We start from the raw sequence: 20695 nt of genomic DNA, 5'->3' as shown, positions 1-20695 counted from the left end.
ATGTTGGTATCGCGTAGTCTTGTGGTTTGGGGAGTTGCCGTGCTGGCTGGCGGTTTGCTGGCGGGGTGCAGCACCCCGATCAACAGGGCTCCCGTGGAAGATCGCGGCACCTTTGCCGCGAGCAGCGGCACGACGGGGCCCGCCGGGGCCGTGCCTGAGGTCAAGCCCTTGCCTGGTGCTGAAAACGCGGGCAAGCCTGGCTACTACACCGTGAAGCCAGGCGACACGCTGATTCGCATTGGTCTGGAAAACGGGCAAAGTTGGAAAGACATCGCGCGCTGGAACAACCTGGAAAACGCCAACCTGATCGAGGTGGGCCAGGTGCTGCGTGTGGTGCCCCCTGCTGCGACTGCGGCGACTGCGGTGGCATCTGACACCGGTGTGGTCACCCGCCCCGTCACGTCTTCGCCCTTGGCTGCAGCATCGGCTGCGAGCGCACCCAAGCCGTCGGCATCGGCGGCGTCTACACCGGCCGCGGTGGCGCCGGCAGCGGCACCCAGCGCGCCAGCGGTGGCCACCGCGCCGGCCGCAGCCGCTGCAACGGATGACGTCAACTTCATCTGGCCCTCGTCGGGCAGCCTGTTGGCGGGATTCGACGAGGTGCGTAACAAGGGCTACGACATCGGCGGCAAGGCAGGCGATCCGGTGCTCGCCGCTGCCGATGGACGTGTGGTGTACGCCGGTGCTGGGCTTCGCGGCTATGGCAACCTGGTGATCTTGAAACACAACAACACCTATCTCACGGCCTATGCGCACAACCAGACGCTGCTGGTGAAGGAAGACCAGAACGTGCGCCGCGGCCAGAAGATTGCCGAGATGGGAAGCACCGACGCGGATCGTGTGAAACTGCATTTCGAAATCCGGCGCCAGGGCAAGCCCGTGGACCCCGCCCGCTACCTCCCCTCCCGTTGAGTGCGCCGGCTTCCATGGGAGAGGCGTCCTGGCTGGAGGATGCTGGTCCAGCAGAGACAGGTGGGAGTCAGGCGGACGAGTTTGAGGCGGAACTGCGGGAGGTCGTCGTGGGTGCCGAGCAGCATGCTCAGCGGCTGGACAAGGCACTCGCGGAACTGGTCCCAGAGTTTTCCCGCAGTTATCTGCAGCAGTTGCTGCTCCAGGGCTGCGTACGCCTGAATGGGCGGGAGGTACAGAAGCCGGCGTCCAGGGTCAAGGCCGGGGACCGCATTGCGGTCGAGATGCGCCCTACGCAGCAGAGCCAGGCTTTTCGGCCCGAGCAATGGCCATTGGATGTGGTGTATGAGGATGAGCACATCCTCGTGATTCACAAGCCTGCGGGGCTGGTGGTGCATCCCGCGCCCGGCAATTGGAGCGGCACGTTGCTGAACGCCTTGCTTGGCCGGGATGCGCAGGCGATGCAGGTGCCGCGTGCGGGCATCGTCCATCGCCTGGACAAGGACACCAGTGGCCTCATGGTCGTTGCGCGCAGCCGGTCGGCCATGGATGCACTCGTCCGCATGATCGCTGCGCGCGAGGTCAGCCGCCAGTATGTGGCGCTGGGGTGGGGTGGCTGGACGGGGGCCGCACATCGATCGGTGCATGCCCCGATCGGTCGTGACCCGCGCAATCGCCTGCGGATGGCGGTGGTCGATCTGGCACAGCATCCAGGCAAGGAAGCCCGCACCGATTTCGACCTGATAGATGCCAACGAGGAGGTGTGCCTCGTGCGTTGTACGCTGCACACGGGGCGAACGCACCAGATCCGCGTGCATATGGCATCCATACGTCATCCCTTGGTGGCAGATGCACTGTACGGCGGCGCGATGGCCGGGCCCATGCATCGACAGGCGCTGCATGCATTCCGGCTGGCGTTTGTACACCCGGTCACTGGCGCTCCCCTGGAGTTCCACGCGCCGCTGCCGGAAGACATGACGCAGGCGCTGGATTTTTGGGGGCTGCGCTACAATCGCCCCTGACGGCTGTTCTGCCGTGAACCGCCGGTCAGCACGAGCTACCGGCCCCGTGAAGGCGCATTGCCACGCTCTGCTTTCTGCGCCGCAATATCTCCAACCCAAGGCGCAGCCTCCCGTTTGATGCGAGGCTGCCTTTCCAGGGACTGTTGGACCATGAATTCGGTGGACGCCAAACGGGTTCTTGAAACCGCGTTGATCTGTGCCCCGCAGCCTGTATCGATCCGTGACTTGCGGACATTGTTCGATGACGCGCTGGGTTCCGATACAGTAAAGATGCTGCTGCTGGAACTGCAGCAGGACTGGGCCTTGCGAGGGGTGGAGTTGGTACAAGTGGCCACAGGTTGGCGTTTCCAGAGCCGGCCCGAGATGCGTGAATTTCTGGACCGGCTGCATCCTGAAAAGCCGCCCCGCTACACGCGAGCGACGCTGGAGACGCTGGCCATCATTGCGTACCGGCAGCCCGTGACCCGCGGGGACATCGAAGACATCCGTGGGGTGACGGTCAACAGCCTCATCATCAAACAACTGGAGGACCGCGGCTGGGTGGAGGTCATTGGCCACCGCGAGACAGTGGGCCGGCCTGCGTTGTTTGCTACCACACGGCAGTTCCTGGACGATTTAGGACTGCAATCACTGGATCAACTGCCTACGCTCGAAGACCCCGGCGTGCAGGTCAGCATGTTTGAAGCGCTGGGCGCCATTCAGGGGGCACCGCAGAGCGAAGACACTGCAGGGGTACCTGAGGACGGCGTGCAGGTGTCGGCCGTAGACGAAGTAGATATTGAAGATGCCCCTGATCTGGTAGTGGGCGCGACACACAGTGGTGCCGAAGAGGGGCCACGGGACATTGACATATGAATGATGAATCTCACAAGGATCCGGACTCCATGGCGGGTCACTCGCCTTTGCCCGCATCGGAGGCTGCTGCGCCGCGCAGGCTCCGCAAGCGCAAGTCTGCGGAAGGCGCGCTTCAGGAGAATGTGGCAGTGCCGCAACTGAGCGCTGACGGTGCCCAATCGGACGTGAAGATGCAGGAAGTGCATGAGCAAGGCGCTGCTGTTGAGGTGCCACGACAGTCTAGCGGCCATGCTGCCAAGCGCGCGCCGAAGGGTGATGGCTATCAGTTTGCCGACGTGGTGTCGGGTCTGTTCGACGAGGATGAAGCCAACGCCGAGCTCGCCCCCGCCAAGCGGGTGCTGCTTCCCCAGCCAGAAACCCCCAAACTGCACAAGGTGCTTGCCCAGGCGGGCATGGGGTCTCGGCTGGAAATGGAGCAGCTCATCCTGGAAGGTCGTATTTCCGTCAACAACGAGCCGGCCCATATCGGACAGCGCGTGCAGTTTGGGGACCAGATAAAGGTCAACGGCAAACCCATCCGCTTCCGTATTGCACCACCGCCGGTACGCGTGATTGCATACCACAAGCCGGTGGGCGAAGTGGTTACGCATGACGATCCGCAAAACCGCCCCACGGTGTTTCGCAAACTCCCCCGGCTGCAGCAGGGCAAATGGCAATCCGTCGGGCGACTGGACCTGAATACCGAAGGTTTGTTGCTATTCACGAGTTCGGGGGAGCTTGCGAACAAGTTGATGCACCCCCGCTTCGGGCTGGAGCGTGAATATGCGGTCCGCGTGCTGGGTGCGTTGAGCGCCGAGGAAAAGCAACGCTTGCTGGAAGGCGTGCCGCTGGAGGATGGCATGGCTTCCTTTGGCTCCGTGGAAGACGGCGGCGGCGAGGGCGCCAACTGTTGGTACCGGGTCACCATCTCTGAAGGCCGTAACCGCGAGGTCCGCCGTATGTTCGAGGCGGTAGGACATGCGGTGAGCCGGCTGATTCGGATTCGCTACGGGGCCATGATGCTGCCGCGCGGGCTCAAGCGCGGGGCGTGGCTGGAGCTTGATGAGCGCGACATTCGTGCCCTGATGCAGGCGGCAGGTGCAACGCTGGACGGTGGTGGTGCGCGCCCCACTAGTGGCCAGGGCAGGGGCGGCCGCAAAGGCGATCGTCGATCCGCGGGGCCCGGCAAGGCATCTGGCGGTGGGCGTGACAAGACAGGGGGGCGTGCGGGGCGATCGCCCTCACCGAATGCTCAGCCGGACCCGATGAAGACGTCGCTCGGCTATATCGGGGCTGACAGTTTCTCGCGCCATCGCCAACAGCAACGCAACAACGGGCCGCGCCGCGGCGGCCGTTAGGGGATTGGCGTAAAGCTAAAATTGACGGTTTGCCTTCAGGGCAAAAAATACCGCAACACCTCACTAGGAAAACCAACATGGCTATCGAACGCACCCTTTCCATCATCAAGCCGGACGCAGTTGCCAAGAACGTGATCGGCCAGATCTATGCGCGCTTTGAAGCCGCTGGCCTGAAGATTGTCGCTGCGCGCATGATCCACCTGTCGCGCGCCGAAGCCGAGCAGTTCTACGCAGTGCACAAGGAGCGCCCCTTCTTCAAGGATCTGGTGGACTTCATGATTTCCGGCCCCGTGATGGTGCAGGCCCTGGAGGGTGAGAACGCCGTCCTGAAGAACCGCGAACTCATGGGCGCGACCGACCCCAAGAAGGCGGCGCCCGGCACGATCCGCGCCGACTTCGCGGACAGCATCGACGCCAATGCAGTGCACGGCTCCGACGCTGCTGAAACCGCACAGGTGGAAGTGGCCTTCTTCTTCCCCGGCCTGAACATCTACTCGCGCTAATGCAGTGGCTCCGCGTGCCGGGCGGTCCTGGTTTGGCCGCCCCCGTGCGGATGCGCTATGTGGGCGTGGACATCCGTGAACGTTATGACCACGAACCTTCTGGATTTTGACCTGGACGGCCTGGCTGCTTTTTGCGAGCGGCTGGGAGAAAAACGTTTTCGGGCCACGCAACTGTTTCGCTGGATCCACCAGCGCGGTGCCAGCGATTTTGACCAGATGAGCGACCTGGCGAAATCGTTGCGCGAGAAGCTCAGGGGCTGCGCCCAGGTGGCAGGGCTGCAAGCCATCAGCGAACATATCTCTGCCGACGGCACGGTGAAGTGGCTGTTCGACGTGGGCGACGGCAACGCCGTGGAGACAGTCTTTATTCCTGAGGACGATCGCGGCACCTTGTGCATCTCCTCGCAGGCTGGATGCGCCGTAGGCTGCCGTTTTTGCTCCACCGGTCACCAGGGGTTCAGCCGTAATCTCACTACTGGCGAAATCCTGGCCCAGCTCTGGTATGCCGAGCACGCACTACGGCAGCGCCGCGGTGACGGCGAACGCGTGATTTCCAACGTGGTGATGATGGGAATGGGCGAGCCGCTGCAGAACTATGCTGCACTGGTGCCTGCGCTGCGTGTCATGCTCGATGACCATGGTTACGGCTTGTCGCGGCGTCGCGTAACCGTGTCTACCTCAGGCGTCGTGCCCATGATGGACCGCCTGGCGCAGGATTGTCCTGTGGCGCTCGCTGTTTCGCTGCATGCTCCCAATGACGTGTTGCGCGACAACCTCGTTCCCCTGAACCGCAAGTACCCGCTGCATGAACTCCTGGCGGCGTGTCGGCGTTACTTGGACCACGCACCGCGGGACTTCATCACTTTTGAATACTGCATGCTGGAAGGCGTGAACGATCAGCCAGAGCATGCGCGACAGTTGATTGACCTGGTGGGCCGCAAGGCGGCCGACGGCGGGGTGTCGTGCAAGTTCAATCTCATCCCCTTCAACCCGTTCCCGGCTTCCGGTCTGCGCCGATCTCCCCCGGCGGCTGTGACGGCTTTCGCACAATTGTTGAGTGACGCGGGTATCGTCACGACCGTTCGCAAGACGCGCGGTGACGATATTGATGCGGCATGCGGACAACTGGCTGGCGATGTGAAGGACCGAACACGGGTCAATGAACGCATGGCCAAGCTCAGGACCATCGAGATCAAGCCGGTCATCTGACGGCGTGGCGCAACAATTACGGGAGGCTTTCATGGCGAAGTGGCGGATCAATCATGGCGGGTGGCAGGCGATGGCGGCGATCGGCATTGCCGTTGTCGTCTCGGGCCTTGCCGGTTGTGCCCACCAAGGGGCCTCCGATGCCAATGGTGCCGTGGCGGAATCCGCATCCGGTGGCGGCGAAGCCGACGTGCGCCGCCGTGCGCGTATCCGGCTGGAGCTGGCTGCGAACTACCTGCAAATGGGGCAGACCACCGTGGCCATGGAGGAGGTGCGGCAGGCGATCACGACCGATCCCACGTATGCCGACGCCTACCACCTTCGCGGCTTGATATACATGAATATGGGCGACCTGGCGCTCGCGGAAGACAGCCTCAAGCGCGCCCAAGGCATGAAGCCTTCCGATCCAGACATCATGCACAACTATGGCTGGCTGCAGTGCCAGCGCCAGCAGTACGACGTCGCCAATCAGATGTTCGAGCGGGCGCTTGCCGTGCCGAGTTACAAGGCACGCAGCAAGACGCTGATGTCCCAGGGCCTGTGCTACCAGCGGGCGGGGCGTCTTGCAGAGGCCGAACAAGCGCTGAAGCAGGCCTATGAGATTGATGCGGGCAACCCGGCGGTGGGGTACCACTTGGCGGCCGTGCTGTTTGCGCGGGGCGAGGCCAAGCGGGCGCAGTTTTATGTCCGTCGCGTGAACAATGGCGAGTATGCCAATGCCGAGTCTCTGTGGTTGGGTGTGAAGATCGAGCGCGTGCTCAAGGAGTTCGTGGCCATGCGCCAGTTGGGTGATCAGTTGCGCAAGCGCTTCCCCAACGCGAAAGAAACCCTGGCATTCGAACGAGGGGCCTTCGATGAGTGAGCCCATGGGCGCCGCTGGGGGGGTGATCATCGGATGCAGGATCACGGCACTGAACCGGCGGGCGGCGTTACCGCGGGGCAGTTGCTGAGGCAACTGCGCGAATCCGCAGGGGTCCATGTTGATGTGCTGGCCGGAACGCTGAAGGTGCCCGCGAACAAACTGCATGCGCTGGAAGCGGACCAATACGACGCATTTCCCGACGCCGTCTTCATGCGGGCGTTGGCGTCGGGCGTCTGCCGGACCTTGAAGGCCGATGCTGCGCCGGTGCTCGCATTGCTGCCCCAGAGCGGCCCCGTGCAGCTTGTGGTGGACAAGGGACTCAACGCGTCGTTCAAAGACCCTGGTCACCGGTTCATCAAGGGGGGAACGCTGGAGCGACCCAAATCGCGCATGATGGGCGTGACGGTTGCCGCGCTGTTGGCCGCCGCGGTGGCCATCGCCTTTCTCCCGAAGGGCAACGACGGTTTGCCGGTCGCCAGCAGTCCGGAGGCGGTAACACCGCCACAGCGCGCGCCCGAAGCCACGCAACTGGACCCGGTGACTGCTGCGGTGCCCTCAACACAAGAGTCCGTTGCCTCAGGGGGACAGGCCATTGTGCGGGCAGAGCCATCTTCTGCTGCGGTGGCCTCAGCGGCCCTCGCCGCATCGACCTCCGCTGCGGCGGTGGAGCCGGCCCCATCTCACGGCGTGACCAACGAGGCCGGAGTTGACGCCAAGGGCACAGAGGCTTCGGGCGTGCTGGTCATTCGCGCCCGGGGAGAATCCTGGATTCAGGTGCGCAACGCCGCGGGCGGCGTCGTGCTGCAGAAGATCCTGGCTGCGGGCGAGAGTGTTTCCGCGGCGGGCAGCCCTCCCTGGTCGGTTGTCATTGGCAAGGCGGATGCCACGGAGGTGGTTGTGCGCGGCCAGCCCATGGATCTGAATGCGATTGCGCGCGAGAACGTTGCGCGTTTCGAGGTGAAGTAAATGAATATCTCCGGCACAGCCGCACCGATCGCTATGGCACAGCCCCAGGCACGCCGCTCGCGGCAGGCACGCATCGTCTGGGGCAGCCGGGTGGTCACGGTGGGTGGCGGCGCACCGGTGCGGGTGCAGTCCATGACCAACACCGACACGGTGGATGCGATCGGCACGGCCATCCAGATCAAGGAACTGGCGCAAGCGGGCTCTGAGTTCGTTCGCATCACGGTGAACACGCCGGAGGCCGCAGCGGCCGTGCCCTACATCCGTGAGCAGCTGGACCGCATGGGCGAGACGGTGCCGCTGGTGGGCGACTTTCACTACAACGGCCACCGCCTGCTGACGGAATTTCCCGACTGCGCACAGGCATTGTCCAAGTACCGCATCAACCCGGGCAACGTGGGCAAGGGCGACAAGAAGGACAAGCAGTTCGGCCAGATGATCGAGGCAGCGGTGCGCTGGGACAAGGCCGTGCGCATCGGCGTGAACTGGGGCAGCCTGGACCAGGAGTTGCTGGCCGAGCTGATGGATGCGAACAGCCGCCGCACCCAGCCGTGGGATGCGCGCCAGGTCATGTACGAGGCGCTGATCACCTCCGCCATCGAATCGGCGAAACGCGCCGAGGAAATGGGCCTGAGCGGCGACCAGATCATCCTTTCGTGCAAGGTCAGCGGTGTGCAGGATCTGATCTCGGTGTACCGCGAACTCGCGCGCCGCTGCGACTATGCGCTGCACCTGGGTCTGACCGAGGCGGGCATGGGTACCAAGGGTATCGTGGCGTCGACCACCGCGCTTTCGATCCTGCTGCAGGAAGGCATTGGCGACACTATCCGTGTGTCGCTGACTCCGCAGCCCGGCGAGGCGCGCACCCAGGAGGTGGTGGTGGCCTCCGAGATCCTGCAATCGCTGGGACTGCGTGCGTTCGTGCCCAGCGTGACCGCTTGCCCAGGCTGCGGCCGCACCACCAGCACCACATTCCAGGAACTGGCCAAGCAGATCGACGATTACCTGCGTGCGCAGATGCCCGTATGGCGGCTGCGCTATCCCGGCGTGGAAAAACTCAAGGTGGCCGTGATGGGCTGCATCGTCAACGGCCCGGGCGAGAGCAAGCATGCCGACATCGGCATCAGCCTTCCCGGCACGGGCGAGGCGCCCGCCGCCCCGGTGTTCATCGACGGCGAAAAGGCCATGACCCTGCGGGGCGAGGGCATCGCGCGAGAGTTCCAGGATATCGTTGAAGGCTACATTGCCCGGCGTTTCGGCAACGGCGCAGGCGCACAGTGAAGTGTGCGCAAGTTTGCTATAAGTATTATAGCTTATAGCGCTTGATGGATAAGCGCTAGAGGCTGATTTGATTCAAAATCACAAACAACAGAACAAGATGCAGAAGCTGGTTGCCATCAAGGGCATGAACGACATTCTTCCGCCCGATTCGGCGCGCTGGGAATGGCTGGAGGACAAAGTGCGCACCCTCATGGCGCGCTACGCTTATCGCAACATCCGCACGCCCATCGTCGAGCCTACGCCGCTGTTCGTGCGCGGCCTGGGCGAAGTCACCGACATCGTCGAGAAGGAGATGTACTCCTTCGAGGACCGGCTCAACGGTGAACAGCTGACGCTGCGCCCCGAGGCAACGGCGGGGGTGGTGCGTGCGGTGGTAGAGCATTCCATGCTCTACGACGGCGGCAAGCGCCTGTACTACATGGGGCCGATGTTCCGGCATGAACGGCCACAGCGCGGCCGCTACCGCCAGTTCCACCAGATCGGTGCCGAGGCGCTGGGCTTTCCCGGCGCGGAAGCCGATGCCGAGATCATTCTGCTGGCGCATGCGCTGTGGGCGGAACTGGGGCTGGAGAACGTGCGGCTGGAATTGAACAGCCTGGGGCAGCCCGACGAGCGCCGCGCCCACCGCGCGGCGCTGATCGCATACCTGGAGCAGCACATGGATGTGCTCGACGAGGATGCGCGCCGCCGTCTGCACAGCAATCCGCTGCGCATTCTCGACACCAAGAACCCCGCGATGCAGGCGCTGGTGGAAGGCGCCCCGCGGCTCATCGACTTTCTAGGCGAGGCGTCGCTGCAGCATTTCGAGACCGTCAAGGCGATCCTGGATGCCAACGGCGTGGCCTGGAGCCTCAATCCCCGCCTGGTCCGCGGGATGGACTATTACAACCTCACGGTATTCGAGTTCGTGACGGACCAACTGGGTTCGCAGGGCACGATCTGCGGTGGGGGCCGTTACGACTACCTGATCGAGCAGATCGGCGGCAAGTCCGCTCCGGCCGTGGGCTGGGCGCTGGGGGTGGAGCGCGTGCTGGAGTTGCTCAAGGAGCAGGAGACGCAAGTGGCCCGACCAGCTGCCGATGCCTATGCCGTAGTGCCCGACGCATCTGCCCTGCCGGTCGTCATGGCTACCTTGCAGCGGCTGCGTGCGCAGGGGGTGTCGGTGCAGATGCACAGCCCCACCACCGCAGGCGAGGGCATGGGCAGCATGAAATCCCAGTTCAAGAAGGCGGACGCCAGCGGCGCACGCTATGCACTGGTCTTCGGCGCCGACGAACTGGCCCGCGGGGCCGTGACCGTCAAGCCGCTGCGGGATAGCGGCGAGCAGGCGGAGCGCCCGCTGGCGGCGCTGGCCGAATGGGCGGCCACCCTACAATCCTCGCGCTGAACGGAACCACAACATGGCCAACAACTTCGACCTTCAAGAACAAGAACAGCTTGAGCAGATCAAGCACTTCTGGAACACGTGGGGCACGCCCATCACCTGGGTGTTGATTGTCATCATGGGGGGGCTTGCCGCCTGGAACGGCTACCGGCTGTGGCAGGGCCGCCAGGCCCAGCAGGCGACGGCACTGGCCGAGGCCGTGGAAATGGCCATGCAGGCGGGTGACCTTGCGCGCGTGGAGCAAGCCGTTGGCGACCTGAAGTCGAGTTACGGCGGCACCGCGCAGGCGGGGCAGGCAGGGCTTCTGGCCGCCAAAGCGCTGGCCGACGCTGGCAAGTGGGACGCCGCCAAAAGTACGTTGACTTGGGTGGCCGAGAAAGCGTCTGATGAGGGTTACCAGGCCTTGGCCCGGCTGCGCCTGGCCAGCGTCCTGATCGAGCAAAAGGCCTACGACGAGGCCTCGGCACAGCTGTCGGGGAAATTCCCCGCAGAGTTTGCCGCTACGGTCGCGGATCGCAAGGGTGATGTGTTCGCGTTGCAGGACAAGAAACAGGAAGCCATTGCCGAGTACCGCCGCGCCTACCAGGCTTTTGACGAGCGTGTGGAATACCGCCGCCTGGTGGAAGCCAAGCTCAACGCTTTGGGTGCACAGGTGGAGACGGTAGCCTCCGCTACGTCGGGGGGCGTGCAATGAGCCAGGCACGTAGTCATGCCATGAGGGCGCTGACCGGCGCCTCTTTGCTGGTGAGCCTGCTGGTGATGGGAGGGTGCTCGTTGTGGGGCGGCACGCCGAAGCCGAAGCCGGCGGAGCTCGGCCCCAACGTCCCTGTGCTGGGAGTGCGTCAGGCGTGGATGTCCCAGATTGGGGAACAGGAAGGCCTTGAACTCGACATGCACGTGGAGGGCAGCGTGGTGACGGTGGCCTCTGCCAATGGCGATGTGGCGGCCATCGATGCACGCACGGGGGGCGACGTATGGCGCACGCGTCTCAACCAGCCGCTTGCCTCGGGCGTGGGAAGTGATGGGCGTTGGACGGCGGTGGTGTCGAAGGGCAATCAAGTTATCGCACTGGACGGCGGTCGGGAGATCTGGCGCAAGCCATTGCCCGCCCAGGCTTATACGGCGCCGTTGGTCGCGGGCAAGCGCATCTTCGTGCTGGCGGCGGATCGCTCCATTTCCGCCTTCGACGCGGCGACTGGCTACCGGCTCTGGAGTCAGCAGCGGCCGGGTGAGCCCCTGGTCCTGCGCCAGGGCGGTGTGCTGATGGCTGTGGGTGACACCCTGGTTGCGGGGCTGTCCGGCCGTCTGGTCGGCTTCAATCCCGACAACGGCGTGGTGCGCTGGGAGGCGCCCTTGGCCAGCCCGCGCGGCACCAATGACGTCGAGCGGCTGGTGGAGATCGTTGGCCGTACGAGCCGTGTGGGCGACAGCCTGTGCGCGCGGGCTTTTCAGGCCTCGGTGGGCTGTATCGATGCATCCCGGGGGACGGTCTCGTGGACGCAGCCCGCCAGCGGCGGCGTGGGCATCCACGGGGATGACACCATGCTGTTCGGCACGGAAAGCAACGGAACGGTGATCGCATGGCGGCGCACCGATGGGGCCCGCGCCTGGACATCGGACAGGCTGCAGTTCCGCAAGCTCACAGCGCCCTTGGTGCTGGGGCGTTCGGTGGTAGTGGGTGACGATACAGGGCTGGTGCACCTGCTGTCCCGTGAGGACGCCGCACCGCTCAACCGCCTGACGACCGATGGCTCGGCCATTGCGGCGGCCCCGGCGGTGGCGGGCGACACCTTGGTGGTGGTGACGCGCAAGGGCGGCGTCTACGGCTTCCGTCCGGACTGATAGGGATATAGGACACAGGATGAAGCCTGTCATCGCTTTGGTGGGGCGGCCCAATGTGGGCAAGTCCACCTTGTTCAACCGTTTGACCAAGTCGCGCGATGCGATCGTGGCCGACTTTGCCGGCCTCACGCGTGATCGCCACTATGGCAATGGGAGACAGGGCAAGCACGAGTACATCGTCATCGACACCGGGGGGTTCGAGCCCGACGCCTCCAGCGGCATCTACCGCGAGATGGCCAGGCAGACCCAGCAGGCCGTGGCGGAGGCCGATGTCGTGGTTTTTGTCGTGGACGTACGCGGCGGACTGTCCGCCCAGGACCACGACATTGCCAACTACCTTCGCCGCCTGGGCAAACCCTGCGTGTTGGCCGGCAACAAGGCCGAAGGCATGCAGGACAGCATGCATCTGGCCGAGTTCTATGAGTTGGGACTGGGAGAGGTGCACCCCGTATCGGCGGCGCACGGCCAGGGTGTGCGCAGCCTGGTGGATCTCGCGCTGAAACCGCTCGCGTTGCCCGAGATTGAGGAGGAGGATGCGGCTGCCGAGAAGAATGTCATCCGTCTTGCAGTGGCAGGGCGCCCCAACGTGGGCAAGTCGACACTGATCAATACCTGGCTGGGCGAAGAGCGTCTGGTGGCTTTCGACATGCCCGGCACCACGCGCGATGCCATATCGGTGCCTTTTGAACGCAACGGCCAGAAGTTCGAATTGATCGACACGGCGGGCCTGCGACGCAAAGGCAAGGTGTTTGAAGCGATCGAGAAATTCTCGGTCGTGAAGACCCTGCAGGCCATCGAGTCAGCCAATGTCGTGCTGCTGCTGCTGGACGCCACGCAGGGAGTGACGGACCAGGACGCACATATTGCCGGCTACATCCTGGAGAGTGGTCGCGCCGTGGTGATCGCAGTGAACAAATGGGATGCGGTGGACGACTATGGCCGGCAGCAGCTGGAGCGTTCCATCGAAACGCGTCTGTCGTTTCTAAAGTTCGCGCCGTTGCACTTCATCTCCGCGAAGAAACGGCAGGGCATTGGGCCGCTGTGGTCATCCATCATCCAGGCGTACAAGTCTGCCAACCGCAAGATGCCTACGCCGGTGTTGACGCGCCTGCTGCAGGAGGCGGTGCAGTTCCAAAGCCCCAAGCGCTCTGGTATGTTCCGGCCCAAGATGCGCTATGCGCACCAGGGCGGCATGAATCCGCCGGTGATCGTGATCCATGGGAATTCGCTGGAGCATGTCACGGACGCCTACAAGCGCTTTCTTGAGGCGCGTTTTCGCAAAGAATTTGACCTCGTCGGTACGCCGCTGCGTATCGAAATGAAAACCTCCAGCAATCCTTATACGGACAAGCAGAACTCCTGAGCCCCTGGACGGCGTATGGCCGTCTGGCTGTGGTAAGGTGCTGGTTTACAACAACATTTTTGAACACGGAGAATATCGTGAGCAATAAAGGTCAGCTTCTTCAAGACCCCTTCCTGAACGCATTGCGTCGGGAGCATGTGCCGGTTTCGATCTATTTGGTGAACGGCATCAAACTGCAGGGTCAAATCGAATCCTTCGATCAATACGTCGTGCTGCTGCGCAATACCGTGACGCAGATGGTGTACAAGCACGCCATTTCCACGATCGTGCCTGGTCGTGCCGTCAACTTCTCGACTGCGGAACCCGCCGCCGACGGGGACAACCAGTAAGCCCCTGCGGCAGTTCAAGGCTGCGCCACGGCGCAAGCATTGCGCATCCCAGGGCACGCAGCCTTGAGTTCCCATTCTTCTCCTGACACGAAATCCACGCCTGTTCTATTGGTAGGCGTGGATTTTGGTTTGCCCCATTTCGATGCCGAACTCGAAGAGCTTGGCTTATTGGCCCAGACTGCTGGCTTGAATCCTGTCGCGCGGCTGACGTGCAAGCGAAAGACGCCTGATGCGGCGCTGTTCGTGGGTAGCGGCAAAGCGGATGAGATCCGCACTCTGGCGCAGATGCATGGCGCGAAGGAGGTGCTGTTCGACCAGGCGCTGAGTCCGGCGCAGCAGCGGAATCTGGAGCGAAGCCTGGAATTGCCCGTCAATGATCGCACGCTGCTCATTCTGGAAATCTTTGCCCAGCGCGCCCGCAGCCACGAGGGCAAGCTGCAGGTGGAGTTGGCCCGTTTACAGTACTTGAGCACTCGACTTGTGCGGCGCTGGTCGCACTTGGAGCGTCAACGCGGGGGGATTGGCACACGGGGCGGGCCGGGTGAAACACAAATTGAGCTCGACCGTCGCATGATCAGCGAAGCCATCAAGCGCACGCGGGAGCGCCTGGTCAAGGTCAAGCGCCAACGGGCGACCCAGCGGCGGCAGCGGCAGCGGCGCGATACATTCAATATCTCGCTGGTGGGCTACACGAACGCGGGCAAATCCACGCTGTTCAATGCACTGGTGAAGGCGCGAGCCTACGCAGCGGACCAATTGTTCGCCACGCTGGACACCACCACGCGTCATCTTTATTTGGGCGAAGCCGCGGGTTCGGTGTCATTGTCCGATACCGTGGGCTTCATTCGTGATCTGCCGCACGGGCTTGTGGATGCGTTTCAGGCCACGTTGCAGGAGGCCGTGGACGCGGATCTGCTCCTGCATGTGGTCGATGCCGCCAACCCCGCCTTTCCCGAGCAGATTGCACAGGTGCAACTGGTTCTTGGTGAGATTGGCGCCGCAGATATTCCACAACTCTTGGTATTCAACAAATTGGATGCCCTCACGCCCGAAGTGCGTCCTAACGTGCGGCAAGATACCTATGAACTGGATGGGCGGCCTGTACCGCGGATTTTTGTCAGTGCCGGCCTTGGCGAAGGGGTGGCTGACTTGCGGCAGCTATTGGCAGACATGGTTCAGAAGTCACTTTCGTCAGGCATGCCCCCTGTGACGGCGGCTGAATTGAAGGGCGAGTGGGACTGATTGGGCACAATGCTGGTGTTCTATTGCTATTGAGAGTACGAGAATTCGCGCATGAACCTTCTTAACCGGGCCTCTCGCTGGGCCGTGCTGCCTGAGCGTATTCGGGGGATGTTCAATCTCAACGATCCTCGTTGGGGCCGTGGGGACGATAAGGGCGAGGGTGGACAGCGCCCTGATTCGGAGCGCCCTTCTCCGGATAACTCACAGCGTCCACGTGGACGTGACCAGAATCCTTCGGGACAGCCGCCGGACCTGGATGAGTTGTGGCGTGATCTGAACCGCAAGCTGGGTGGGTTGTTTGGCGGCGGCGGGTCGCGTGGTCCAGCTTCTGGTGGCGGCAATGGTGGTTTCCAGCCAGACATGAAGAACGCGGGGGTTGGCGTGGGATTGATCGCCGCCATAGCGGTGCTGATCTGGCTGGGCACTGGCTTTTTCATCGTGCAAGAAGGCCAGCAAGCGGTGATCACCCAGTTCGGCAAGTACAAGAGCACGGTCAACGCCGGCTTCAATTGGCGCCTGCCTTACCCCATTCAGCGCCATGAACTGGTATTCGTGACCCAGATCCGGTCCGCTGATGTGGGGCGGGATAGCGTCATCAAGAGCACGGGGCTGCGTGAGTCCGCCATGTTGACCGAAGACGAGAACATCGTCGAAATCAAGTTCGCAGTGCAATATCGTTTGAATGACGCGCGTGCGTGGCTGTTCGAGAGCCGCAATCCGGCCGAAGCCGTGGTTCAGGCGGCAGAGACGGCGGTGCGCGAAGTCGTGGGCAAAATGCGCATGGATACCGCCTTGGCGGAAGAGCGGGACCAGATTGCTCCGCGCGTGCGCAATCTGATGCAGACCATTCTGGACCGATACAAGGTCGGCGTGGAAGTCGTTGGCATCAACCTGCAGCAAGGGGGGGTGCGCCCTCCTGAGCAAGTACAGGCGGCTTTTGATGACGTGCTCAAGGCGGGCCAGGAGCGGGAGCGCGCTAAGAACGAAGCCCAGGCTTATGCCAATGATGTGGTTCCGCGTGCCACGGGTACGGCGTCCCGCTTGATCGAGGAGGCGGCAGCCTACAAGGCGCGCATCGTGGCGCAGGCGCAGGGTGACACACAGCGCTTCAGCGCCGTCCTTGCTGAATACCAGAAGGCGCCGCAGGTGACGCGAGACCGCATGTATCTGGAGAGCATGCAGCAAATTTACGGCAATGTGACCAAGGTACTGGTGGAGTCGCGGCAAGGATCCAACTTGCTGTACCTGCCGTTGGACAAGATCATGCAGAGCGTTTCACAGCAGACTTCGGCGGCTGCGGCGACCGATACGCCGCCAGCGACAGTCCCTCCTGCCGCGACCTCTCAATTTCCCGGCGATTCTCGGTTGCGTGATGCCAACCGTTCGCGCGAACGTGAGTCCCGATAGGAGAGCCGTGTGAACAGAATCGGATTTATCGCATCGACAGTTCTGTTGTTGCTGGCATTGCTCAGCTCGATGGTGTTCGTCGTCGACCAACGCCAGTTTGGCGTGGTGTACGCGTTGGGGCAGATCAAGGAAGTCATCACGGAACCAGGGTTGAATTTCAAGCTACCTCCACCTTTCCAAAACGTTCGCTACATCGACAAGCGTCTGCTCACGCTGGACAGTTCAGACACCGAGTCGATGCTGACAGCCGAGAAGCAGCGCGTGGTGATCGATTGGTATGTGCGCTGGCGCATTACCGACCCATCCGAGTACATCCGCAATGTGGGGCTGGACGAGAACGCAGGTGCACTGCAGCTCAATCGGGTGGTCCGCAATGCATTTCAGGAAGAGGTCAACCGTCGCACCGTCAAGGAGCTGCTGTCGCTCAAGCGCGATGCGCTGATGTCCGACGTGAAACGGGAAGTGCTGGAAGCTGTCCGCGGCTCCAAGCCTTGGGGTGTCGATGTCGTGGACGTGCGCATCACGCGGGTCGACTACGTAGAAGCGATCACGGAGTCCGTCTATCGACGCATGGAAGCGGAACGCAAGCGCGTTGCGAATGAACTGCGCTCCACGGGCGCGGCGGAGGGGGAAAAGATTCGCGCAGACGCAGACCGGCAGCGCGAGATCACCATTGCCAATGCCTACCGCGACGCCCAGAAGATCAAGGGCGAGGGTGATGCGGAAGCTGCGCGTCTGTATGCGGAGGCATTCGGCCGTGATCCTCAATTTGCACAGTTCTACCGGAGTCTCGAAGCTTACAAGGCGAGCTTCAACCGCAAGGGCGATGTCATGGTGCTGGATCCGGCGAACTCTGAATTTTTCAAGGTGTTCAGAGGCGGGACGGGCAATGCATCTGCAGGCCCCCGTCGCTGATGAGCGACTGATGGCGGTGGTCGGCCTCCATGAACGGGTTCTGGATCGCGTTGGGTTGGGTGCTGGTCATCGAAGGGCTGCTGCCCTTCGTGTCACCTGGTGGTTGGCGCCGCGTGTTCACGCAGCTTTTGCAATTGCGTGACGGCCAGATTCGCTTTTGCGCGCTGCTGGGGCTGATCGCTGGCGGCGCCATTCTGCTGCTCGCGTAGCCTGGCCGCTTTCGGTCCCGGGGTGGGGCTTATCCATGCCGGTAGAATCAACGTTTTAACAGCCTGCCCCATCCCATGTCTGCCTGGGTCCTGCCGGATCATATTGCCGATGTCTTGCCTTCCGAGGCGCGGCACATTGAAGAACTTCGCCGCGGACTGCTCGATACGGCACGCAGTTACGGTTATGAGTTGGTGATGCCTCCTTTGCTGGAGCATCTGGAATCACTGTTGACGGGCACTGGCGAGGCGCTGGACCTCCAAACGTTCAAATTGGTGGACCAACTCTCGGGTCGATCTCTCGGCTTGAGGGCCGATACGACCCAACAGGTCGCACGCATTGATGCGCACCTGCTCAACCGGCAGGGGGTGGCGCGTCTATGCTATTGCGGCCCAGTACTGCACACGCGTCCCGATCGTCCGCACGCCACACGGGAGCCCTTGCAGTTTGGAGCCGAGATCTACGGTCATCCAGGTATCGAGGCGGATATCGAAGCAGTGTTGCTGTCGTTGGAGTGCTTGCGCAGTGCCCACGCACAGGAGGTGAGCGTAGATCTGGCCGACGTCCGTATCGTGCGTAGTCTGCTTGCAGGACTTCCTGTCGGTATGCATCAGCTCGCCCACGTCCACGGTGCGCTTGCTGCCAAAGACGCCAGCGAACTGGCGTCTTTGACACGCGATTTCCCGTCTGCATCGCGGGAAGGGTTGTTGGCACTGTTGCAGCTGTATGGTGATGCAGCAGTGCTGAATGAGGCCGAAAATTTGTTGAAGCCCTTTCCTGGTGCGCGCGAGGCGCTATCAGATTTGAGGGCAATTGCGGCACGAATGGACGGTGTGCGGGTCACATTTGATCTGGCAGATCTGCGGGGTTATGCCTATTACAGCGGAGCGCGTTTTGCGATTTATGCGCAGGGCGCCAGTGATGCGCTGGTGCGAGGCGGCCGCTATGACGAAGTCGGCGCGGTCTTCGGCCGTAACAGGCCAGCCGCAGGCTTTAGCTTGGACGTGAAGCAACTGGTGGGTGTGGTGTCGGCTCCGTCATTGCGTGCGGCCATCCGGGCGCCCTGGGGCGATGGTGGTGCGCTCAGTGCTGCCATTGCTACGTTGCGTCGTCAGGGCGAAACGGTTGTGTGTGTGCTGCCGGGGCACGGCAGCGAAGTGGACGAATTCCACTGCGATCGGGAGCTTGTCCTGGTGGATGGCAACTGGGTCGTAAAGGCGATTTGAGTTTCTTCAGCATTTGAATCGGGTTTGACATGAAAGCAAGCAAGGGTCGTAACGTTGTCGTGGTTGGCACCCAGTGGGGCGATGAAGGCAAAGGCAAACTGGTTGATTGGCTGACTGAGAGCGCCCAGGGGGTGGTGCGTTTTCAGGGCGGGCACAACGCTGGTCACACGTTGGTCATCAACGGCGTCAAGACGGCGCTGCACTTGATCCCCAGCGGGATCATGCGCCCGGGTGTCAAGTGCTACATCGGCAACGGCGTCGTTCTCTCGGCGGGCAAATTGTTTGAGGAGATCGAGGGACTCGAAAAAGCGGGCGTCGAAGTGCGCTCGCGTCTGCGTGTCAGTGAAGCTTGTCCATTGATCCTGCCGTTCCATGCGGCGCTGGATGTGGCGCGTGAAGCGGCGCGTGAACACGGTGGCGCCGAGAAGATTGGTACCACGGGCCGTGGTATCGGACCGGCCTACGAGGACAAGATTGCTCGCCGTGCCCTGCGCGTACAAGACCTCAAGTATCCAGAACGCTTTGCCGCCAAGCTGCGCGAATTGCTGGCGTTGCACAACCATGTCCTCAGCACCTTCTTGGGTTCGGCCAATTTTCAGTTTGGCGATGCACTCAAGCCCTACATCACGGGCGGGCAAGTGCAATTTGAACCGGTCTTTGAGGAGGCCATGCGGCATGCAGAGATGCTCAAGCCCATGATGGCAGATGTCTCGCGTGAACTGAACGAAGCGCATGCCGCGGGCGCAAATCTGCTGTTTGAGGGGGCCCAGGGCACGTTGCTCGATGTGGACCATGGCACCTATCCCTATGTCACGTCCAGTAACTGTGTGGCGGGTAATGCGGCAGCGGGGTCAGGTGTTGGCCCAGGGCATCTGCACTACATCTTGGGGATCACCAAGGCATATTGCACGCGTGTGGGGGGAGGGCCTTTCCCGACCGAGCTGGACTGGGAAACGCCTGGAACACCGGGTTATCACATGAGTACTGTGGGCGCCGAAAAAGGGGTGACGACTGGGCGCAGCCGTCGCTGCGGTTGGTTTGATGCTGCACTCCTCAAGCGTAGCGCGCAGGTCAATGGTCTTTCAGGGCTCTGCATCACCAAGCTGGATGTTCTGGACGGGTTGAGGGAACTGTTGCTGTGCGTGGGATACGAGTTGGACGGTGAGAGGATCGATCTTCTGCCAATGGGTGCCGAAGAAATCGCACGGTGCGTACCTATTTACGAGAATATTGCCGGTTGGACGGAATCCACCGTGGGAGTGACTCGCTATGAGGACCTGCCGTCCAATGCGCGCCGCTATCTGGAGCGTATTGAGCAAGTGACGGGGGTGCCTATCGCAATGATCTCGACCAGTCCAGACCGTGATCACACGATCTTGATGCGCCATCCCTACGCGGCGGACTGAGGGCATAGTGGGGCAGTTGGAGTGTGTCGCCCGCTGTTAAGGCGATTGTTGCTATCAATTCAGGAGTTAGTATGCTGACGGAAGACGGCAAGCATTTGTACGTGAGCTACGACGAGTATCACAACCTCATAGAGAAGCTTGCGCTAAAGGTGCATCAATCCGCGTGGCAGTTCGATACGATCCTTTGTCTTGCACGTGGCGGTTTGCGACCTGGGGATATTCTGAGTCGTATCTTTGACAAGCCCTTGGCCATCATGTCCACAAGTTCTTATAGAGCAGAAGCTGGGACAGTCAAGGGGCACTTGGACATCGCTCGCTTTATCACGACTCCCAAGGGGGAGATCGCTGGCCGCGTGCTACTCGTGGATGATCTAGCGGACTCGGGCCACACCTTGAATGCCGTGGTGGAAATGCTCAAGACCAACTACGCACCCAT

Annotated in this window: 21 protein-coding genes (1 of these 21 cut by a window edge); all 21 read left to right on the top strand. The window is 62.3% G+C overall.

The genetic code is table 11. The features are described from left to right. Positions 1–912: a peptidoglycan DD-metalloendopeptidase family protein gene (locus tag BA022_RS09625; protein WP_088887369.1), complete on the top strand. Its 912-nt coding sequence runs from the start codon at positions 1–3 to the stop codon at positions 910–912. A 14-nt stretch (positions 913–926) separates the two neighbouring features. Then, the gene (locus BA022_RS09620; protein ID WP_187305956.1) at positions 927–1931 is read left to right on the top strand and encodes an RluA family pseudouridine synthase; all 1005 of its coding nucleotides are present in this window, start codon (positions 927–929) and stop codon (positions 1929–1931) included. A gap of 150 nt (positions 1932–2081) precedes the next feature. Further along, positions 2082–2786, top strand: coding sequence for an SMC-Scp complex subunit ScpB (gene scpB, locus BA022_RS09615; protein WP_088887367.1), 705 nt, complete (start codon positions 2082–2084; stop codon positions 2784–2786). Beyond that, positions 2783–4123: a pseudouridine synthase gene (locus BA022_RS09610; RefSeq protein WP_088887366.1), complete on the top strand. Its 1341-nt coding sequence runs from the start codon at positions 2783–2785 to the stop codon at positions 4121–4123. The genes scpB and BA022_RS09610 overlap by 4 nt, the downstream gene beginning before the upstream one ends. 77 nt (positions 4124–4200) lie before the next feature. Continuing rightward, entirely contained in the window at positions 4201–4626 is a 426-nt protein-coding gene (gene ndk / locus BA022_RS09605; protein ID WP_015912786.1) for a nucleoside-diphosphate kinase, read from the top strand. An 84-nt stretch (positions 4627–4710) separates the two neighbouring features. Beyond that, a complete protein-coding gene (gene rlmN, locus BA022_RS09600; protein ID WP_088887365.1) occupies positions 4711–5835 on the top strand; it encodes a dual-specificity RNA methyltransferase RlmN in 1125 nt (374 codons plus the stop codon). 31 nt (positions 5836–5866) lie between these two features. Further along, positions 5867–6694: a type IV pilus biogenesis/stability protein PilW gene (pilW, locus tag BA022_RS09595; protein ID WP_015912788.1), complete on the top strand. Its 828-nt coding sequence runs from the start codon at positions 5867–5869 to the stop codon at positions 6692–6694. A 33-nt stretch (positions 6695–6727) separates the two neighbouring features. After that, positions 6728–7660, top strand: coding sequence for a helix-turn-helix domain-containing protein (locus BA022_RS09590; protein WP_088887364.1), 933 nt, complete (start codon positions 6728–6730; stop codon positions 7658–7660). Further along, positions 7661–8938 (top strand): flavodoxin-dependent (E)-4-hydroxy-3-methylbut-2-enyl-diphosphate synthase, encoded by a 1278-nt coding sequence (ispG, locus tag BA022_RS09585; protein WP_088887363.1) that lies wholly within the window; start codon positions 7661–7663, stop codon positions 8936–8938. A 97-nt stretch (positions 8939–9035) separates the two neighbouring features. Further along, complete coding sequence (gene hisS, locus BA022_RS09580; protein ID WP_088887362.1) at positions 9036–10325, top strand: histidine--tRNA ligase; 1290 nt, start codon at positions 9036–9038, stop codon at positions 10323–10325. A gap of 13 nt (positions 10326–10338) precedes the next feature. Continuing rightward, the gene (locus BA022_RS09575; RefSeq protein ID WP_088887361.1) at positions 10339–11016 is read left to right on the top strand and encodes a YfgM family protein; all 678 of its coding nucleotides are present in this window, start codon (positions 10339–10341) and stop codon (positions 11014–11016) included. A 20-nt stretch (positions 11017–11036) separates the two neighbouring features. Beyond that, positions 11037–12164: an outer membrane protein assembly factor BamB gene (gene bamB, locus BA022_RS09570; RefSeq protein WP_418236082.1), complete on the top strand. Its 1128-nt coding sequence runs from the start codon at positions 11037–11039 to the stop codon at positions 12162–12164. Positions 12165–12183: 19 nt separating this feature from the next. Then, positions 12184–13527, top strand: a complete 1344-nt coding sequence (gene der, locus BA022_RS09565; RefSeq protein WP_015912794.1) for a ribosome biogenesis GTPase Der — start codon at positions 12184–12186, stop codon at positions 13525–13527. Between the two features lie 77 nt (positions 13528–13604). Further along, a complete protein-coding gene (hfq, locus tag BA022_RS09560; protein WP_011804607.1) occupies positions 13605–13856 on the top strand; it encodes an RNA chaperone Hfq in 252 nt (83 codons plus the stop codon). A gap of 63 nt (positions 13857–13919) precedes the next feature. Further along, complete coding sequence (gene hflX / locus BA022_RS09555) at positions 13920–15098, top strand: GTPase HflX (protein WP_088887359.1); 1179 nt, start codon at positions 13920–13922, stop codon at positions 15096–15098. Between the two features lie 51 nt (positions 15099–15149). Next, positions 15150–16505 carry an FtsH protease activity modulator HflK gene (gene hflK, locus BA022_RS09550; protein WP_011804609.1) on the top strand — a complete coding sequence of 452 codons (1356 nt, stop codon included), beginning with the start codon at positions 15150–15152 and terminating at the stop codon, positions 16503–16505. Between the two features lie 9 nt (positions 16506–16514). Beyond that, positions 16515–17420 carry a protease modulator HflC gene (gene hflC, locus BA022_RS09545; RefSeq protein ID WP_015912796.1) on the top strand — a complete coding sequence of 302 codons (906 nt, stop codon included), beginning with the start codon at positions 16515–16517 and terminating at the stop codon, positions 17418–17420. Positions 17421–17449: 29 nt separating this feature from the next. After that, entirely contained in the window at positions 17450–17629 is a 180-nt protein-coding gene (locus BA022_RS09540) for a DUF2065 domain-containing protein (RefSeq protein ID WP_088887358.1), read from the top strand. Positions 17630–17704: 75 nt separating this feature from the next. Continuing rightward, on the top strand, positions 17705–18853 hold the full coding sequence (locus BA022_RS09535; RefSeq protein WP_088887357.1) for an ATP phosphoribosyltransferase regulatory subunit: 1149 nt from the start codon (positions 17705–17707) through the stop codon (positions 18851–18853). Between the two features lie 29 nt (positions 18854–18882). After that, positions 18883–20259 (top strand): adenylosuccinate synthase, encoded by a 1377-nt coding sequence (locus BA022_RS09530; protein WP_088887356.1) that lies wholly within the window; start codon positions 18883–18885, stop codon positions 20257–20259. Positions 20260–20330: 71 nt separating this feature from the next. Continuing rightward, a protein-coding gene (locus BA022_RS09525; RefSeq protein ID WP_011804614.1) for a phosphoribosyltransferase crosses the window boundary here: on the top strand, positions 20331–20695 show its 5' portion. It continues 160 nt past the right edge of the window; only the first 365 of its 525 coding nucleotides appear in the window; its start codon is at positions 20331–20333; its stop codon lies off the right edge, out of view.

Source organism: Diaphorobacter nitroreducens (assembly GCF_002214645.1).
GTDB lineage: Bacteria > Pseudomonadota > Gammaproteobacteria > Burkholderiales > Burkholderiaceae_C > Diaphorobacter > Diaphorobacter nitroreducens.
This window is presented reverse-complemented; position numbering and strand designations above follow the sequence as displayed.